Origin of the sequence: Mycobacterium ahvazicum, from assembly GCF_900176255.2 — a bacterium.
GTDB classification, from domain to species: Bacteria; Actinomycetota; Actinomycetes; order Mycobacteriales; family Mycobacteriaceae; genus Mycobacterium; species Mycobacterium ahvazicum.
This window is the reverse complement of record NZ_FXEG02000003.1, coordinates 82971-101917: the sequence shown is the minus strand read 5'-3', so window position 1 is coordinate 101917 and position 18947 is coordinate 82971. Positions and strand designations below refer to the sequence as shown.

At 66.2% G+C, this 18947-nt stretch carries 14 protein-coding genes; 10 read left to right on the top strand and 4 right to left on the bottom strand.

Annotation, left to right across the window (positions count from 1 at the left end; genetic code table 11):
• Window positions 1-56: 56 nt before the first annotated feature.
• The 3 genes from MAAFP003_RS13105 (at window position 57) to MAAFP003_RS13095 (ending at window position 2485) form a co-directional block, all read left to right on the top strand.
• On the top strand, window positions 57-1145 hold the full coding sequence (locus MAAFP003_RS13105) for a zinc-binding metallopeptidase family protein (RefSeq protein WP_096291113.1): 1089 nt from the start codon (window positions 57-59) through the stop codon (window positions 1143-1145).
• A 144-nt stretch (window positions 1146-1289) separates the two neighbouring features.
• A complete protein-coding gene (locus MAAFP003_RS13100) occupies window positions 1290-1730 on the top strand; it encodes a flavin reductase family protein (protein WP_096291112.1) in 441 nt (146 codons plus the stop codon).
• Between the two features lie 35 nt (window positions 1731-1765).
• Window positions 1766-2485 (top strand): pyrimidine reductase family protein, encoded by a 720-nt coding sequence (locus MAAFP003_RS13095; protein WP_096291111.1) that lies wholly within the window; start codon window positions 1766-1768, stop codon window positions 2483-2485.
• An 18-nt stretch (window positions 2486-2503) separates the two neighbouring features.
• Here the strand turns inward: MAAFP003_RS13095 and MAAFP003_RS13090 are convergent, their stop codons facing one another.
• Complete coding sequence (locus MAAFP003_RS13090) at window positions 2504-2989, bottom strand: SRPBCC family protein (RefSeq protein ID WP_096287532.1); 486 nt, start codon at window positions 2987-2989, stop codon at window positions 2504-2506.
• Window positions 2990-3346: 357 nt separating this feature from the next.
• Between MAAFP003_RS13090 and MAAFP003_RS13085 the strand changes: the two genes are divergently transcribed.
• Together MAAFP003_RS13085 and MAAFP003_RS13080 are read left to right on the top strand one after the other, a co-directional pair.
• Window positions 3347-3688 carry a hypothetical protein gene (locus MAAFP003_RS13085; protein ID WP_096287530.1) on the top strand — a complete coding sequence of 114 codons (342 nt, stop codon included), beginning with the start codon at window positions 3347-3349 and terminating at the stop codon, window positions 3686-3688.
• 130 nt (window positions 3689-3818) lie between these two features.
• On the top strand, window positions 3819-5612 hold the full coding sequence (locus MAAFP003_RS13080; RefSeq protein WP_096287528.1) for a serine/threonine protein kinase PknE: 1794 nt from the start codon (window positions 3819-3821) through the stop codon (window positions 5610-5612).
• 3 nt (window positions 5613-5615) lie between these two features.
• On the opposite strand, the gene MAAFP003_RS13075 is transcribed toward MAAFP003_RS13080, so the two are convergent.
• Window positions 5616-7058, bottom strand: coding sequence for an adenylate/guanylate cyclase domain-containing protein (locus tag MAAFP003_RS13075; protein WP_243394014.1), 1443 nt, complete (start codon window positions 7056-7058; stop codon window positions 5616-5618).
• Between the two features lie 340 nt (window positions 7059-7398).
• Here MAAFP003_RS13075 and MAAFP003_RS13070 point away from each other — a divergent pair, with 340 nt between their 5' ends.
• Window positions 7399-8619: a sensor histidine kinase gene (locus MAAFP003_RS13070; RefSeq protein WP_133160857.1), complete on the top strand. Its 1221-nt coding sequence runs from the start codon at window positions 7399-7401 to the stop codon at window positions 8617-8619.
• Between the two features lie 46 nt (window positions 8620-8665).
• Window positions 8666-9067, top strand: a complete 402-nt coding sequence (locus MAAFP003_RS13065; RefSeq protein WP_096287522.1) for a response regulator transcription factor — start codon at window positions 8666-8668, stop codon at window positions 9065-9067.
• Here the strand turns inward: MAAFP003_RS13065 and MAAFP003_RS13060 are convergent.
• Window positions 9046-10818: a cyclic nucleotide-binding and patatin-like phospholipase domain-containing protein gene (locus MAAFP003_RS13060; protein ID WP_096287520.1), complete on the bottom strand. Its 1773-nt coding sequence runs from the start codon at window positions 10816-10818 to the stop codon at window positions 9046-9048. The genes MAAFP003_RS13065 and MAAFP003_RS13060 overlap by 22 nt on opposite strands.
• Before the next feature lie 684 nt (window positions 10819-11502).
• On the opposite strand from MAAFP003_RS13060, the gene MAAFP003_RS13055 reads away from it, so the two are divergent.
• The 3 genes from MAAFP003_RS13055 (at window position 11503) to MAAFP003_RS13045 (ending at window position 17763) form a co-directional block, all read left to right on the top strand.
• Window positions 11503-12552 carry an adenylate/guanylate cyclase domain-containing protein gene (locus tag MAAFP003_RS13055; protein WP_243394012.1) on the top strand — a complete coding sequence of 350 codons (1050 nt, stop codon included), beginning with the start codon at window positions 11503-11505 and terminating at the stop codon, window positions 12550-12552.
• 32 nt (window positions 12553-12584) lie between these two features.
• Window positions 12585-15827 (top strand): MFS transporter, encoded by a 3243-nt coding sequence (locus MAAFP003_RS13050; protein ID WP_096291109.1) that lies wholly within the window; start codon window positions 12585-12587, stop codon window positions 15825-15827.
• A 256-nt stretch (window positions 15828-16083) separates the two neighbouring features.
• Window positions 16084-17763, top strand: coding sequence for a serine/threonine-protein kinase (locus MAAFP003_RS13045; protein WP_096287518.1), 1680 nt, complete (start codon window positions 16084-16086; stop codon window positions 17761-17763).
• On the opposite strand, the gene MAAFP003_RS13040 is transcribed toward MAAFP003_RS13045, so the two are convergent.
• Window positions 17764-18888: a hypothetical protein gene (locus tag MAAFP003_RS13040; protein ID WP_096287516.1), complete on the bottom strand. Its 1125-nt coding sequence runs from the start codon at window positions 18886-18888 to the stop codon at window positions 17764-17766. It lies immediately after the preceding gene.
• Window positions 18889-18947: the final 59 nt, after the last annotated feature.

The following is an 18947-nucleotide window of genomic DNA, read 5'->3' as shown; positions in this document are numbered from 1 at the left end:
TGAAAGTCTGATCGCGGTGGGTGCTGTTCGACCCGGCGGTATGCCACGATGATCGCGTGCGCGCATTCGCCTGCCCGGTGTGCCACGGGTTCGTGACGTTCGAATCGCACCGTTGCCCGAATTGCCAGGCCGCGTTGGGGTTTCACGCGTCGTCGATGGCCATGGTCGCGACCTCGTCCGGCGCCGCGGTCGTGGACGGTAGCCGGTGGATCGGCTGCACGAAAGCGGCCGACCTGGGCTGCAATTGGCTGGTGCCCGCCGAACAGCCGGATCATGCCAGCCGGGGGCGCTGCCTGCCCGATTCTGCGATCCGGCAGGAACCGGCCGCCGACGACACGATCGCACGCGAGAAGCTGGTGTCGACCGCGGTCGACCTGCGCCGGCTCACCTATCAGCTGTTAGACCTCGCACTTCCGGTGGATCCGTTCTGGCGGGCGGAGGGTGGCCTCGCCTTCGACCTGCTGTCCAGCCACAGCTCGGGGCGCAAAATCGTGATCGGCCATGCCGGCGGGGTGATCACCATCGACCTGACGGAGTCCCTGGACGCATACCGGGAATCATTGCGGGTGCACCTCGGCGAGCCGTATCGCACGATGTTGGGGCATTTCCGGCACGAGGTCGGCCACTACTATCAGAACCTTTTGGTCGAGACCGGCCCCGGCGTGCGCTATCTGGACGAGTGCCGGGAGTTGTTCGGGGATGAACGCGCCGATTACCAAGCCGCAATCGCTCGCCACTACCAATACGGCGCGCCCGACAGCTGGGAAGAGTCGTTCATATCGGAATACGCGACGATGCATCCGTGGGAGGACTTCGCGGAATGCTTTGCGCACTATCTGCACATCACCGACACGATCAACACGGTGCGAGAGGCCGGTTTGATTCTGGTTGCCGACCGCGCGAGCGTTGCCGTTCCCCGCGACATCGTTCCGCTCGCCTCCTACGCCGAGGCCCCCATCGAGCAGCTGCTTTATGACTGGCATTGGCTCGCGCTGTTTTTCAATCGCATCAACACCGCGATGGGCAAGGCGCCGTTGTACCCCTTCGAAATCCCGCCCCCGGTGATCCGCAAATTGGGCTTCGTACACAAGGTAATTCGTCAGGCGACTCCCAACGATTACACAGGACCGCCGAATACCCTCTGAACGGCCGAATTGGACGACCGGACTGTGCTCCTGAAGACATTGGCGTCGATGTGATTCCAAACCGCACCGAATGGGAATAGAGAGCGGGTGGGCGAGCCGGGGGTCAGTGCGTTTGAGAAGTTGGTGGCGCTGCTCAACTACCCGATGTTCGTGGTAACCACGCAGTCCAACGGGTCTACGGCCGGCTGCCTGGTGGGCTTCGCGTGCCAGGCCAGCATTCGTCCGCCTCGATTCCTGGTCGGCTTGTCCTCGCAAAACCACACCTTCCGCGTCGCCGCCGAGGCTACCCATCTGGCAGTACACGTGTTCGATATCGAACACATCGACCTGGTCGAACTGTTCGGCAGCCAGACGGGCGACGAGACCAACAAATTCAACCGTTGCCGCTGGCACCGCGGCCCAGCCGAGCTACCCATCCTCGACGACTCAGCCGCCTGGTTCGTCGGGAAGATCGTTGATCGCTTTTCGCTCGGCGATCACGTCGGGCACCTGCTGGAACCGTTGGATGGCGACCCGCCGACCGAACAGGAGCAATGGGTGTCCTTTGACGATGTCCGCTCGCTGGACCCGGGCCACGAGGCATGACGGCATCCGAACAGCACCGCGAGCAGGCCGACACGGTGCACGATTCACCCCGGGTGGGGACCGTCAGCGACATCGCCGAACTCGCGTCCTGCTATGCCGAGCCCCCCGACGGGGTGCGCGTCAACATGATCTACAGCGCCGACGGCGCCGCCGTCTTCGGCGGTCGCGCCGGCCCGTTGTCGGGCCAAACCGACCAGCAACTCCTGAAGATCCTGCGCGGATTCGCCGACGTGGTGCTGGTCGGCGCCGGCACCGCGCGCGCCGAGAACTACGGTCCGGTGCAGCTCAGCGACGGTCAACAAGCCGAGCGGCAGCGCGAAGGACGGAGCAAGCCGCCTCCGATCGCCGTGATCAGCAAAACTGGCCGGCTCCCGACCCGGCTCGTCAGCGACCCCAACCATCCACCGCTGTTGGTGACTTGCGCCCAGTCCGCGGCGCGACACAACCGCAGCAGCGATCAACGATGCGGCGTCCTGGTGGCCGGCGAGGACACCGTCGATGTCGCACGCGCGATTGCGCTACTGCGCGCGCATGGACTGTCCCGGGTGCTGTGCGAGGGCGGACCGACACTGCTCGACGAACTCGTGGACGCCGACGTGGTCGCGGAGATCTGTGTCACGCTCGCCCCCAAGCTGGCCGCGAGCCAACCGGTGGGACACCGACGGCAGCCGTCGCGACTGCCGCTGCCGGCCGCGTTGCGGCTCGAGCACGCCCTGGCCCACGACGACTACCTTTTTTTGAAGTATCGCCGCTGACCGCGGGGCGCCGAGGAGTTAGGGCCGCGGATATCCCCGTCGCACCGTGCGGTCGAGAATGCCCAGCGTCGCCCGCAGTGCCCCTTCGGAGATCACCGGGAAAATCCCGGCTTCCCGCCACTTCGGGTCGATGTTCGACCAGTCGTAAAACGAGGTGACCACGGTGCCCGCCGCTTCCTCGGTCGGCTCCAGCTGGAAGCCGTAGATGTGGCCGATCTGGGGGCGCAGCTGACCGAGAACCGTCCACGAGATCAGTCGGTCCTGGTCGAACTCGGTGATCTCGACGGTGACGTCGTACTTGCCGAGTTGCGGGTAGTCGTTGAGCGCCTCACGGTCCATGTGCACGACGAAGCTCTCGCCGGCCGCGGTCACCGGACCGCCGTCGGCGTCCTGCAGCATTCCCGTGGAGTCGATCGCGACATGACCTTGCGGGTCGCACAGCACCCGGAAGATGTCGGGCGCCGGCGCCGCAATGGTGCGCTGAATCTCAATGCGTTCGGTCATGCGTCCTCCCAGCCAACGTTGATGGGTCGGGAGGTTACTTTACGACGCTCACGCCGGTCGATGTCCGAAAGCGGTGCCCCGCAACGGCTGCCTCGCGGTCCCGCGACGCCGCTGCTGTGCTGCTGCAATGGCGCCGGCGACGGTGCTGTGTCACGGTGGATTGATGTGGCGGCGCAATTCCCGAATGCATGCCCGGGCCTATTCTCCGTCTCGGCCTGCGACGGGCCAGTCCGGGGCGTGCTCCCGGTTTCGCTGTGGTGACACGAGTTCAAACGATCGTCGAATTGCCTGTGCGACATCACCTTGCGCACCCCGTCGTCCACTTTCGCGCGGTTCCCGAGGAGGACCATCGGCCAAGTGAACAATTCAGACGACGATGACGGCTACCGCAACATCGCGGTGAACCGGCTGCGGCCCAACGAACTTCGCTGGGCGCTCAACCACGATTCCGTTCATGGCATTGCGTACGCGTTCAAAAATCCCGTCGCGGTCGCCGACTCCAGCGACGACCCCGACGACGACCGCATGACCTACTTGGTGCGGATCAAGCGCGACCACCTGGCCGCGGCGCTGGGAAACATCAACGAATGGATCGTCAAGAATCCCGGGAAGGCCGGGATTCACGCGTATGGGTTCCTCCGGGCGCTGTCCAGGGAGGGCCTCAGCGAACGCCGGACCGGTGACGAGGAACGCCGCTGATACTCGGCTGCTGAAAGCGCTTTTCGGCCGCGCGACCGCACGCTATCGAATTAGCCGGCATTCTCTCTATTCACCGTGCCTGCGGTGGGCCCAAACTATTAGCCTGATGCCTGGCAAAGAGGAGTCGGCGATGGGTGACACCGCGGGTTCGCGGGAGGGCTCGCAGTTCGGGCCGTATCTACTGCGACGGCTGGTGGGTCGCGGCGGGATGGGCGACGTCTACGAGGCCGAGGACACCGTCCGGGAACGGGTCGTGGCGCTCAAGCTGATGTCCCAGACGCTGTCCAGCGATCCGGTCTTCCGCGCCCGGATGCAACGCGAGGCCCGCACCGCGGGACGGCTGCAGGAGCCCCATGTCGTGCCGATTCACGATTTCGGTGAGATCGACGGCCAACTCTATGTGGACATGCGCCTGATCGACGGTCGCGACGTCGCCACCATCTTGAGCCGGTACGGACCGCTGAAACCGCCGCGGGCGGTGGCGATCGTGCGCCAGATCGGCTCCGCACTCGACGCCGCCCACGCGGCGGGCATTACGCATCGCGACGTCAAACCGGAGAACATCCTGGTCAGCGGGGACGACTTCGCCTATCTGGTGGATTTCGGGATCGCCAGCGCGACCTCCGACGAGAAACTGACCCAGTTCGGCACCACGGTGGGCACCTTCAAGTACATGGCGCCGGAACGGTTCAGCGACTCCGACGTCACCTACCGGGCCGACATCTACGCCCTGACCTGCGTCCTCTACGAGTGCCTGACCGGATCTCCGCCCTACCAGGGTGATCAGGTCAGTGTGATGAGCGCGCACCTGCACCAGTCGATCCCGCGGCCCAGCGCCGCTCGGCCGGGCATCCCGGCGGCCTTCGACCAGGTAATCGCGCGCGGCATGGCCAAAGATCCGCTGGACCGCTATCCCACCTGCGGCGATCTGTCCGCCGCCGCGTACGCCGCGCTGGCCACCCCGGATCAGGACCGGGCGTCCGATATTTTGCAGCGCAGCCAGGTCGCCGAACTACCGACCGCGTACGCGAGTCAGGCGCCGCTGGGTTTCGCGTCCACTCCACCCGCCATGGCGAACCAGACGCCGGGCTGGCCCCCATCGGCGACCGGGATCCCGGCTCCGCCAAGCGGACTGCTCCCACAACCGACGGGATGGCCCGGCGCTGCCGGCTGGGGCGATCCCTCCAGCGTCGGCACGGCGTGGGCCCAGCCGCCCGCACCCCGGCGCGCAAGCAAAGCGTGGCTGTGGGTCGGCCTTGCGGGCATCGTCGTGGTAGCGCTGGTAGGCGCCGTTCTGGTGGTCGCCCAGCCCTGGCGGCCGTCGGGACCGTCCTCGTCCAAACCGCCAACCACCCCCGACGGGGTCGAGCTCCGCGTACTCGAGGACGGTGTGCTGGTGGGCAGCACCGCGGCACCGGTCACGATCGACATCTTCAACGAACCCATGTGCCCGCCGTGCGGCAGCTTCATCCGGTCCAATGCGGGCGACATCGAAACCGCGGTGCACAACCAGAAACTCGCGGTGCGCTATCACCTGCTGAACTTCCTCGACGACAAGTCGCACAGCAAGAACTACTCCACTCGCGCGGTGGCGGCCACGTACTGCGTGGCGGCCCAGAACGACCCGAAGCTCTACATGAGCTTCTACTCGGGGATCTTCGCCAGCGCCTTCCAGCCGCAAGAAGGCGCGCCCGAAGACCGAACCGACGGCGAGCTGGCGCAACTGGCCAAAACCGTCGGTGTCGACGCCGACGTGATCAACTGCATCAAAGCCGGCGACGACATGGCCACCGCCAAGGCCAAAGCCGAGGCCGGAGACACGACGCTGGCCGGGTTCAATGCCTCTGGGACACCGTTCGTTTGGGACGGCAACAAGTCGATCAACTACCAAGACGCGACCTGGCTGACCAAGCTGCTCGGGTGAGCATCAGGAACGGACCGGATCGGCGCCGTTGACTGCCGACAGCGCTTGGCGCACGTCAGCCGGCACCGACGTGTACACGGCGAAGAGGTCGTAAATCCCTTCTTGCCTATCGCATTCGATCACCTTCACGAACGCCTGCTGGCCGGCAACCTCGAGCACGAGGTCGTCAAACGGACAGACGGTCACTTCGGTGCGAATGCGAAGCGCTTCCTCACCGCTGGCGATCACCTCGGCGGCATGCTGTTCGCCGATGATCTTGTCCTTGACGATCGCAATGCCAATCGGTTTGGGCACCGCAAGACTGCTCAGGACCCGGTTGGCGCTGGGCAGCTGGAGGTCGTACTCACCGGCCAGGCCTCTGACGTCGTGGACGGTCACCGGATCCTTGAAGCCCTTCGCACGGATCTGAAAAGAACCCAAAGTGCTTGCGATACCGCTGATCTCGCGATATGTCCAATCGGAGACCAGAACCTGGCCGCCGACGGTGTGTGCCTCGATACGGGCGACCAGGTTGACCGTCCTGCCGACGGCGGTGTACTTCTGCCGTCGGCGCGAGCCGATGGTGCCGACCACGACCTCCCCGGTATGCACGCCGATCCCCAGCGCCAGTTCGGGCAGCCCCTGTTCGCGATGGCCCACGTTGAGATCGTGCATCGCGAGCTGCAATTCGAGTGCGGCGACGACGGCGTGCTCGGCGGCGTTGTCGTCGGTGATGGGTGCCCCGAAGAAGACGAGCAGGCCGTCGCCGAGGATTTCGTTGATCGTGCCGTTGCGGCGAAACATGACGTCGGTCGCGCGCTCGAGGAAGCCGTTGAGCACCTGGACCACCTGCTCCGGCGGTAGAACCTCGGACAAGGCGGTGAACCCGCGAATGTCGGCCATCAGCACCGTGAGGGTGAGTCGCTCACTGCTGAGGTTTCCTTCCGGGCGCGCCAGTAGCCGCGCCTTGACCTCTTCGGAGACATAGCGGCCGAAGATCTCCTCGACACGGCGCTTCTGTTCGGTCAGTTCCTTCGCCTGTCGCCGCGCGTCTTCGCCGGCTTGCAGCTCGCGCACAATCGTGACGGCCTTGGAGATCGTGGTCCGGAGGTCGGCCACATCGAGCGGCTTTACTTGAAAGTCGAAGGCCCCCCGCATCATTGCCGCGCGCACATTCTCCAGGTCGTTGTAGGCGGTAAGCACTATGGTCTTAAGCGGACGGCGCAGCTTGGTCACCTCGGTGAGCAATTCCAGGCCGTTCATCTGCGGCATGTTCAAGTCGGTGATCAAGACCTCGAGGTCCGGGCTCGCATCCACCAGCTTCAGGGCGTGCACCGGATCCGTGGTGAAGATCAGGTCGTACTCGCCGCGCTGCAACTCCTTGCGGAAGCGGCCCTTGAACAGCGCCCCGACGTCTTCTTCGTCATCGACGACCAGAAGCCGCACCGGCTGCTCAGTCTCTGGCACAGCGGCCCCAATCATCTACGCATCAATTACGTTGCCAACGTGTTGGTTTGGTGTTTGTTCACCAGGCGGTCATGCAGTGTGCACCTTCATCGCGTTGCCCGCGTCGGCTGAGGTTCTCGCGTATCGTAACCGACACGTACTCGCACCGAGTGCGATTCCCGGGCGTCAGAAGCTATCTCGCGGTTGAACGCAAGGTTACAATCCGGCTTCGCCCGCGGCGGAACGGTCGGCGATTCACTGCCGCAACGGAATTCGGGCGAGCATGTTTCTCGTCGTTGCCGCGCATCGGCGCCGACGATGTCCCTACACTGCGCATACACACGAACACCGATGAGGCAGCGTGGAACAAGACAGCGATCCCCCGAACGTTCGGCGGCCTTGGCCGACAAACAGGGTCTTCTGGAACCTCGCCGTGGCGATGATCGGCTTCGGGATGCTCGTCGCCGTGGTCGGACGAATCTCTCTTCTCGGGCTGGGAATTGATCGTCACGAAGCGTTTCGCCCGGAGCCCGTCTTCATCAGCATCACGGCCGGGTTGTTGATCGGCCTGTTGAACTATCTGATCGTCAGCCGGGTGGTGCGCCACCGTTTGCACGTCGTCACGACTCGCCTGATGGCGGCACAACGCGAAATCGCGGCGAGCGTGGGCGCCGATGACTGGGAGCCGCTGACGATGCGGTACGGGCTGCCCGTGTACAGCGACGACGAATTCGGCCGGACGGCCGCATCGTTCAACTACCTGCTGAGTTCGCTTGATTCCAGCCAACTGGCCGAACGCGAGCTGCGCCAGAGCCTGGTCGAACAGGCCAAGCTCGCCGCAATGGGAACGCTGACCGCCGGCGTCGCGCACGAGACGAAGAACCCGTTGAACTTCGTCAAGAATTTCGCGGAGCTGAACCTCGAGCTCTGCGATGAGCTGCGCGAACTCGTCACCGAGGACGGCGAAGAGCTGGTCTCAGACATCGGGGCCAACACGACCAAAATCGTTCACCACGCCGACCGGGCCCTCGCGGTGATGGCGACGATGCTCCAGGTCGGCCGATCGCATGCCGGCGACGCACAACCATGTCATCTCAATGCGATCGTCGAGCAGAGCGCCGGGCTCGCCGAGCATTCGTGGCGGGCCAGCCACCAGGGCGCGCGCTGCGCGATCCAGATCAGCCTGGATGACGACGACCCGATCGTGCGCGGCTTCGAGGGTGACCTCGTGCAGGTGATGATCAATCTCGTGATGAACGGGCTCGAGGCCGCGTCGACGGACGCCGACCGGGTTGGCGAGGTGCATATCACGGTGCAGCACGAGGAGCATTGGACGACGGTCGTCGTGACGGACAACGGGCCGGGCGTCGACCCCGAGACCCTGCCCCGCATCTTCGAGCCCTTCTTCACCACCAAGTACCGCAGCGGTGGCACCGGCCTTGGTCTTTCCATCAGCAAGAACATCGTCGACAACCGGCATCACGGCGAGCTGTCCGCGAGCAACGTGCCCGGGGCCGGCGCCCGGTTCGTAGTAAAACTCCCGCTGGAGGCGGTGGCGGCCAAGGCCGCCACACCCGCCTAGAGCGCTTGCGACCCAATCCATTTCACGCCGACAGGGGGAAAAGCCGATGAACGGAACCGACACCGCGGTCGCCGGCAAGGCGACGCATGTGCTCGTCGTCGACGACGAAGCCGACGTCGTGACGCTGTTTCGGCAGCGGTTTCGTCGTGAACTGCGCTCGGGGCAGGTCATCATGCAGTTCGCCGACACCGGGCGCGCGGCCCTCGAGGTGCTCGAGATGGTCGACCCCGACGTCATCCTGATCTTCAGTGACATCGAGATGCCGGAGATGAACGGCCTCGAATTGCTCGAACACGTCCGAGACAAGTGGCCGCACGTCAGCATCTACCTCGCGACCGCGTACGACAGCCCGAACTACACCCAGCGTGCGGCCGCGCTCGGCGCCCACGGCTACTTCACCAAGCCGCTGGACTTCTCGGCGCTGCGTCAGATCATGTTCGCGACTTGAGGATGGGTGTTGGCGCCGACCAGGTGTGGCTGCGCCTCCAGCACGGCCCGGGTGGCGAGCCGTCCGGCCTCCACGGCGGCATCGATCTTCTTGAAGTCCAGCGGACCGATCGTTGAGATATCCGGTTCGATGATGGCCGCGATCCGCGGCAGCGCGCGCAGGTCGCCGGTGGAGGCCGCCAGGTCGACGGTGCGCAGCAGCGTCTCCTGCAGCGGCGGCAGGGCGATGTCGGTCCCGGTGAGTAGGCGCCGGACAAATCCGGGCGGCTGAACGATTGCGGGCAACAAACCAAAACCCTTGGACGGCGAAAACTTTCGCCGCAAGTCGACACAGATGACCTCACCGTCGCAGTCGGCGCACATCACATCGGCGGGAAGGTTGTTCAGCAGACCCCCGTCGATCAGCAGGCGCTCGCCGTGCTGCACCGGCGGAATGAGACCCGGAATCGAGATCGACGCGCGCACCGCGAGCGTCAGCGATCCGCGACGATGGACGATCTGTTCACCGGTGATCATGTCCGCCGAGACCGAGAAGAATCCCTTCGGCAGATGCTCGATCACGCTGCCGCCGAAAAAGTCCTCGAGCAACCGCTCGATGCGGGTCCCTCGGGTCAGCGCGATCGCGGGGACCGTGTAATCACCGAGCGGGCTGGTGTTTCCGACAAAGCGGTAGGCCGCGTCCGTCGCCTCGTCCGCGGTCATTCCCTGTGCGAAGGCCGCGGCGGCGATGGCACCGGCACTCGTGCCGCCGAAGCGGTCGATGACGATGCCCGCCCGGGTGAGTTCTTCGTAAACGCCGAAGTGTGCGAGTCCCCGAGCGCCGCCACCCGCCAGCACGAGTCCGTAGGACCGGCCGGCGATCCTGCGAGCCATCGCAGCGATTCCGTCGTCGTCGCCGCGATGGTGCGACACCGGGTCCAGCAGATCCCACCAACTGGTATCCGGCTCGGTCAGCGCGATCAGGTGGACCGGCCCCTGGGCATTGAGCTGATCGAGCCCGTCCGGCGGCTGGGCCTGGTCGACCAGCATCACGAGCCGATCGCTTTGCGCCACAACGTATCGCTGCCACAACTCGCCCGAGTCCCCGTCGGCCACCACCAACACCCAATCGTGGCTGCGCTCGGCGCGGTCGAGGATCTCGGCGAACGCCTCGACGAGTTCGGCGTGCGCCGTGATCTCGGCGGTTTTCTCGGCGGGCGGCGCGACCACGGCGATCGATCCGTATCCGCCCAGCCACGTCGCGATCGCATCAACGAACGGTGCCGCCGCCGTATATCCGGTCGAGACGATGCCGATGACGCGCGGCGCCGAGGAGATATTCGCGGACCGGGAGTCGCGCAGCATCCCGGCCATCGCCTTGACCATCGCCAGCTGCAGTTGCGGAGTGTTGGCAAGCACCTCGCTGAAGGTCTCGCCGGCGATCCGCCAGACCACGCCGTCACGAAGCGCCTGGACGCCGGCCGAACGAACCGACCCGGAGATCACACCGAGGTCCCCGATGGAGTCGCCGGACGCCATCTCCCGGATGACCTGCCCATCGGCACCGACGGCCGCGAACCGTCCTGAGTCGATCACGTATATGGCGTCGGATGGCTCACCTAAACGAAAAAGCCATTCGTATGCCGGGATATGCAGCCGGTCCACGGCGCTCGCCAGGTCGTTGAGTTGTTTCGCGTCGATGTCGGCGAGTATCGGCACATTCCGCAGTGCCTTTCGCGCGTCGGCGACTCGCCACTCCCGCCGAGTACTCATCTAATGGCCGGTACGGCGATGGCGCCCGGCGAACGGGCGGCCCAGGTGGCCGCAAACGGGATTGCTGCACGCATGCTCTTCCTCCCCGGCGCTCCAAAAGGATTGAGGTGTCGGTCAGCAGTTTATCTGCCGACCGACGCGCCTTTCGAAATCCCGCCAGCTCTCGGGCGAACCGATCCCCCGTTTGCCGTCGTCAGCGCGGCGGACGCAACGAGTATTCGGTCGTCAATACTACGGTGACCGCCCCACGCTCGAATCCTTTTGGCGCAGAATCCAACCCGGCGTCAGGAACGGAACGCATGAAGGCTCAATTCGGGCGCGGGCAAACGTCATCCTTGATTAACCGGCGATTTACCCATAATTTCGCTTCTGTAGGCCATTTCCAGAATTTCAAACTCCCCGGGGTGGTTTCCGGTAATGTCCGCACCGTCACCAATCACCGGTACGAAGGACAGCCGTGAGTTCGAAGGACCAGCGAGTCGACGTGGTCGCGGCGATCCTCATCACCGGGAAAGGCAGCTCATGGGTGACGACTGGCGAACTGGCGCCCTACCCCGGCTGATGACGGCGTGTCATGAGACCGCAGCGACGTCGTGACTGCGGAGGAACATTGGCACCAACCGACTTTCAGGTGAGCGGACTGACACGGCGGGCAGCGAGGCAATGATGACGTCGTCTATGGGGATGCCAAACCGGGAGCCTGGCACCCCGCTGGCCTACCTCGAATTGCGCGACGGCGGCACCGAGCACAGCGTGCCGATCATCGATCAGCTGTTCATCGGTCGGGAATGCGCCGGGATCAGCGAGTCACGCCGGCTGGTGATCCGCGACCCCGAGATTTCCCGGACTCATCTGGAAATCCGCTTGGATGCCGTCGCCGATCAGGCTTTCGTGATCGACACGAGCACCAACGGCACACTGCTCAACGGGATGCGGCTGGAGCGAGCCGTTCCGCGGCCGATCCAGCCCGGTGACGAGATCCGGATCGCCGACGTGGCACTCATCTTCCGCTCGCAGCGATTCACCGCCGTCGACGCCGGGATCGCCCCTGGCCTGACCCGGACCCGAATCAGCCAGGCCGCCATGGTGATGGTGGTCGGCGACATCATCAATTACTCGACGATCTCCGAAGTGACCGAAGAAGAGGTCATCGCGCAAAGCCTGCACACGCTGTGGCACGAGGTGGGAGGTGTGCTGCACGCCCATCACGGCACGCTGAACCACTACGCCGGCGACGCGATATTCGCGATCTGGGAGGCGAACAGGTTCCCGGATGCCGCCGAGCGCGCGATCGATTTCTCGCTTGCCGCCAACCGGCTGGTCGGAGAGCTAGGACCACGACTACCGTTGCGCAGCCCGGACGGCTCGCCGATCCGCATGGGTTGGGGCGTGGTGGTCGGCCGGGTCGCGCTGGCGGCGATGACGAGATCGGTGGAGGCGGTGATCGGCGACTCGACCAATGTGGCGTTCCGGTTGGCCGGCCTCGCCGGACGGCAAGGGCGCGCGTCGGTGATGGTGACCAGCGGAGTGCGGCGGACTGTCGAGAGTCACTTCACGTGGGGGGAAGGCGAAGAGGTCGAGCTCAAGGGCCGAAGCGGGAAAGAGACGGTATTTCCCGTTCTCGGCCGCGGGCAGGCCAGCGGGTCGACGACTCTTCCGGGGAGAAACGCTGCGGGGGATCCGGGCGGTGGTCCCGAATCCACTGCGGAAATGCCCATCCGAAAAGCCGACTGAGCCGCCCGCCGGCTTCACCCCAGGGGTCAATGATGGATCTCGGAACGTCCCATGTGCAGGGCCAATCGAAAGCCGCCGACGCGACGACAACGGGTAACGGTGCAGCCAAACGCAATACGGCCGTAACGCGTCAGGACAACCAGGCGCTCACGGGCACGCTCAGCGTGCGCCGCCAGCCGTCGTCGACGGCGGTGCTGTTGGTCGCGGCGTTCGGGGCCTTCCTCGCGTTCCTCGACTCGACGATCGTCAACGTCGCGTTCCCGAACATCCAGCAGTCCTTCCCCACCTACCCCATCGGCAGCCTGTCCTGGGTCCTCAACGCCTACAACATCGTGTTTGCGGCCTTCCTGGTGGCGGCGGGCAAACTCGCCGACTTGCTCGGGCGCAAGCGGATGTTCATCTGGGGTGTCGTGCTGTTCACGGGCGCCTCGTGGCTGTGCGCGCTGGCCGCCACCGTCGAGCAATTGGTCGCCTACCGGATCCTGCAGGGCGTCGGGGCGGCGCTGCTGGTACCGGCGTCCCTCGCTCTGGTCGTCGAGGGCTTCGAGGTTGCGCGCCGCGCCCACGGCGTGGGGTTGTGGGGAGCCGCGGCGGCCATCGCGTCGGGCCTGGGTCCGCCGATCGGCGGGGCGATCGTGCAGGTGTCCGATTGGCGCTGGGCGTTTTTGGTGAACGTGCCACTCGGTGTCGTCGCGGTGGTGGTGGCCCGACGCGAGCTGGTGGAGAGCCGTTCGCCCGGACAGCGACGACTGCCCGATCTGCGCGGGGCGGTGCTGCTCGCGGCCGCGCTGGGCTTGCTGACACTCGGCTTGATCAAGGGCCCGGACTGGGGTTGGTCCAGCACCGGCACGATCGGGTCGTTCGTGGCCGCGGCCGTCGCCCTGGTCGGGTTCGTGATCAGCTCCCGACACCACCCGTCGCCGCTGATCGAGCCCGCTTACCTGCGCGTCCAGTCCTTCGTCGCGGGCAACGCCCTGACCATCGTCGCGGGCGCGGGGTTCTACGGCTACCTCCTGACGCACGTGCTGTTCCTGAACTACGTGTGGGGATACAACCTGCTCAAGACGGGCCTCGCGGTCGCCCCCGCGGCGCTCGTCGCGGCCGTCGTCGCGGCGCGGCTGGGCAAGATCGCCGACCGGCGCGGACACCGCGCAATCATCTTCGTCGGGGCGCTGATCTGGGCCGGCAGCCTGGTCTGGTACTTCCAGCGCGTCGGGACACATCCGAACTTCCTGCGCGAGTGGCTGCCCGGCCAGCTGCTGCAGGGGCTCGGCGTCGGCGCCACGCTGCCGCTGCTCGGCAGCGCCGCCCTGGCCCGGGTACCCAAGGGCGGCAGCTACGCGACCGCGTCGGCGGTGGTCAGCAGCTGCCGCCAACTGGGCGCGGTGATCGGAATCGCGTTACTGGTCGTCCTGATCGGGACGCCGGCACGCGGTGAAGCCGCCGACGCGCTGCGCCGAGGCTGGGTGATGGCGGCCATCTGTTTCGTGGCGGTTGCCATCGGGGCGTTGTTCCTCGGCCGCACCGGTCAGCAGGCCACGGACGACGCCGTGGCTGCCACACCGCCACCGAGACTCGAACCACGTTCGCGCGCAACGGCTGTCGCGCGGCACGAACAAGTGCTCGCGGTCGACCGCAAAGACGACCTCCTGGAGAACCTGCCGCTGTTCGCCGGCCTGGACGCGGACGCTCTCGCCGATCTGCGGCACAGCGCCGAGGAGATCGAACTCACGGCGGGCTCGTATCTGTTCCACGAAGGTGATACGGCCGACTCCCTGTACGTGGTGCGCAATGGCCGCGTTCAAGCGCTGCAGCAGGGCGTCGCGATCCGGGAACTGGGGCGCGGCGACGTGATCGGCGAGCTCGGGTTGCTTACCGGCACACCACGGTCCGCGTCCATCCGGGCCGTACGCGACTCCACCCTGGTACGGCTCACCAAGGCGCAGTTCGACAAGATCGCCGACGTCGGCATGCTCGGTGCGCTGGTGCGCTCGCTGGCCACCCGGCTGCACCAACTGCCACCGCCGACAACGGCGCACCTGACCACATGCGATGTGGTGGTCGCGATTGTCGGCGTCGACGCCGACGCGCCCGTGACGATGGTGGCCCACGAGTTGGTGCACCTGCTGTCGGGCTACGTCCGCGCGGTGCGGCCGGGCCGCGTCAACCGCGAGGGCCTGGAGCGGGCCGAACGGGCCGCGGACAAGGTCGTGTTGCAGGCGCAGGTCGACGACGCGGAATGGCGAGACTTCTGCCTGCGCGTCGCCGATCGGATCGTGCTCGTCTCCGGAAATCCGGCGCCGCCTGCCGATCCGCTGCCCGAACGCGCAATCGGCGCGGACCTGCTGCTGGCCGGTCCGCCCGCCAGCCGGGAGCACCGGCGCGCCTGGGAAGAACTGATCACGCCGCGGTCGGTACTGACGTTGCACGCCTCCGGTTCGGCCGAGGACCTGCGGCCGCTCGCCGCGCGCATCGTCGGGCGTTCGATCGGTTTGGTACTGGGCGGCGGGGGTGCGCGGGCGTTCGCCCATCTCGGTGTGCTCGAGGAGCTGGAAGCCGCCGGCGTCGTCGTCGACCGCTTCGCCGGCACCAGCATGGGCGCGATCGTCGCGGCGCTGGCGGCCAGCGGCTTGGACGCGGCGGGCGTCGACGCCTACGTGTACGAGTACTTCATCCGCACCAATCCGATCCGCGACTACACCGTGCCGATCAAGGGATTGACACGCGGGCGGCGCATTCCGGCGCTGCTGCGTCGCGCCTACGGCGAGCGGCTGGTCGAGGAACTGCCCAAGGAGTTCCGGTGCGTGAGCGTCGACCTGCTGGGCCGGCGCACCGTCGTGCATCGCCGGGGCCCGGTTGCCGACGCCGTGGGGTGTTCGTTGCGCCTGCCCGGCATCTTCCCGCCCTACGTCTATGGCGGCACGCTGCACGTCGACGGAGGGGTGCTCGACAACCTCCCGGTGTCGTCGCTGTCGAGCACCGAGGGCCCGCTGGTCGCGGTCGCGGTCGGTTTCGGCGGCGACGCAACGGCGTCCAGGAGCGAATTCGCCGATCCCCCACGTGTTCCCGGCATCGGTGAAACCCTCATTCGCACGATGATGATGGGCAGCGGGCTGGCCGCCGCCGAGACGCTGGCTCAAGCCGACGTGGTGATCCGGCCCAGCACCCGCGGCGTCGGGCTGCTGGAGTTCCATCAGATCGACGCGGCCCGCGAGGCCGGCCGGGCCGCGGCCCGCGAGGCACTGCCCCAGATCCTTGCGCTCGCACATCGTTGAGCGGCAACGAAAATTGCTGCGACGCAAGCATTTTCGCTTTTCGCTGCGAATCGCAACCAACGCGTTGCCGGGAGTTCACCAACCGTTCGCATCGGCTGGTCGTGGTGCGCGCGAATAACGGTGACCTGGACGAAAACCCGGGCACCGGTGCGGCTAACGCGATCGCGCATTTGCCACCGCGATGTTGTAGTTTTCGAGCGGTGATATTGGCCGGGGCTTACCGTCATGGTTGCCAGACCGTGAATAGGAGTCAGCGATGAGCGGCGCGCAGGGCTCGCGGTTGGGAACGATGTTCGGCCCCTACCATCTCAAACGGCTGCTGGGCCGCGGTGGCATGGGCGAGGTCTACGAGGCCGAGCACACCGTCAAACAGTGGACCGTGGCGCTCAAGCTGATGTCGCTTGCCTACAGCCAGGATCCGGTTTTCCGCAAGCGGATGGAGCGTGAGGCCCGCATCACCGGCCGTTTGCTGGAGCCCCACGTGGTGCCCATTCACGACTACGGCGAAATCGACGGGCAACTGTATTTGGAGATGCGCCTGATCGAGGGTATCGACCTGGGCAGCCTGCTCGAGCGGGACGGGCCGCTGTCCCCGCCTCGCGCGGTGGCCATCATCCATCAGGTCGCGGCGGCGCTGGATGCCGCACACGCCGCCGGGGTCACGCACCGCGACGTCAAACCGCAGAACATCCTGATCACCGGCAACGACTTCGCCTACCTCGTCGACTTCGGTATCGCCAGCGCGAAAACCGACGAGAAGCTCACTCAAATGGGCACCGCGGTGGGAACCTGGAAATACATGGCACCCGAACGCTTTTCGAGCGACGAGGTGACTCCCCGGGCCGACGTCTACGCGCTGGCCTGTGTGCTGTTCGAATGCCTGACCGGGGCGCCGCCCTATCCCGCGGACAGCACCGGCGTGCTGGTCACCTCGCACATGTTGGAGCCCATCCCCCTGGCCAGCGCCCAAGGCTTGGGCGTGGACCAGGCATTCGACGCCGTGATCGCGGGCGGAATGGCCAAGAACCCGATCGAACGCTATGCCACCGCGGGCGATCTGGCAGAGGCCGCACACGACGCCCTTTCCCGCCCGGAGCGCGACCGCGCCGCAACCATTTTGCGGCGCAGTGAAACATCGGCGAAGGCAAAGGAAACCCAGCCGAGCGCCGTGTCCGAGTCGAGCTCCCCGCACACGCGGTACAACCCGCTGACATCCCTGCCCGAGACGCAGCCGGACAGCGCAGCGCCGCCGCTGACAAACGCCGGCGGTGCGCCACCCACCGCCGGGCAATCCAGCCCCGAAATCGCAGCGGGCGGCGCCGGCTCGGATCAGCCGGTGCCGGCACGCAAGCGCAGTCGCTGGCCAATCCTGGCCGCGGCCGGCGCCGCTGTCGTCGTGGCCGTTGCCGCGGTCGGCATCTGGCTGTTGTTGAAACCCTCTGCCCAGCAGCATTCAAAGACAGGCGCGGCGAAAACCGCGCCGGCATCCGCCGCAGCTCCCAGCAATGACCTGGACCGACTGCTGAACCTACTTCCGTCCGGCTACCCTGCTGGCGTCTGCACACCGGCCACTCCCGAGTCGGGCAGCGTATGGGTAACGGCGGTGGCCCTGGTGTCATGCGGGCAAAACACCAACCCCGGCGGCCCGACGCACGCCACCTACGGACTCTTCCCGAATGCCGCCAGCCTCAAGCAGGCTTTCACCGATGACGTCGCCAACGTCAGCCTGGTGAAATGTCGCGGGGAGTCGCGGTCACCCGCCAACTGGCACTACGACCAAGGTCCCACCGAGACTGCGGGCATGCTCGCGTGCGGGACTTACAACAACCACCCGAACGTGGTCTGGACTTACGACGAAAAACTGATGCTCAGCGACGTCTCGGGAGACCCGGCCACCATCGAGGATCTGCACACCTGGTGGGACAACTACAGCTGATCATTCCGCCAACGGCGGCGCCGGCACCAGTTCTGTCGGATTCGGCGACACCGTTGCGTTCAGCCGTTTCAGGCACACGGACGGGTCAATGTCGTGCAGGTCGATCCCGGCGAACGTGTCCGCGTCGACCCGCGCGCTGATCAAGCACGGGCGGACCGGCTGGTCGGTGCTCGGGTCCGTCGTCTCTACGACACCGCTGAAGATCACCACCTCCAACCGGCGCTCGCCGTCGAGGGCGAAAACAGTCGCCAAAGCCAGCAGCGTCAGCTGCGCAATAGTGCTGGCGTACAACGCTTTCACCTGTCCCGCCGGCCGCGCCGTCTCGACAACCGTGTCGCGGCTCTTGACATACCGGTACGCCTTGGCCGCCGGAACGACAGCCACGGTGGGCAGTTCATATTCGACAACCAATTGGCCGGTGGCCGGGGCATACTCGACGACCGACTTGGGGGTGCAGCCCCGCGGCAACGGCATTGCCGCCAGCGCCGATTCGACGTGGGCCGCCAACTCGGCCGGGTCCGGCGTCAGCGTGTCGGGCAGCTGGCGCAATCCTGTTCGCAGCAGATCGGTCAGGGCGGCAATCTGGGAGTCGATTTTCGCGTTCTGCCGATCCACCTGCGCGGCCACGCCGTCGAGGTCGTAGACGTCGCTGTCCAGCACAATGCCTTTGGGCCAGCAGCTCTGCTGCCGTTCACGCCGGCGGGCCAGCTCCGCGGCTTCGGCTCTCGCTTCGGCGGCCCGCACCGCCGCATACAGCGCCTTGGTCGTTTCGAGTTCTTTCAACCGCTGCTGTTCGCGCACCGGGTGCCGCCGCCGGGCCAGCTGATATTGATAGCGGGCCTGCCCCAGCAGCCGCTCGGCGTCGGGCACGCGGTCGTAGGCCGGCGGCTGCACGAAGTCCGCAAGCCGGGGCAACGGTTCAGCGATCTCCAGGTAGCGGATCCGCATTTCGCAGACTTCGGCGTTGTCTCGGGCTTTGCCGACGGTGTAGTAATTTTCGAGCATCCGGCACGCCGACTCCCAGTTCTCGATGTCGGTTCGTCGCGCGGACCGCCACAGGTTCCAGAGCGCCTGGTACGCCTCCAGTTCGGCGGCACGACGCCGGCCGTCGTCGAATGGCCCCATGCTCTCCCCTGACCGGGCGACTTTCGTTCCTTCAGAACTTAACGCGTCAGGTGCGGCAC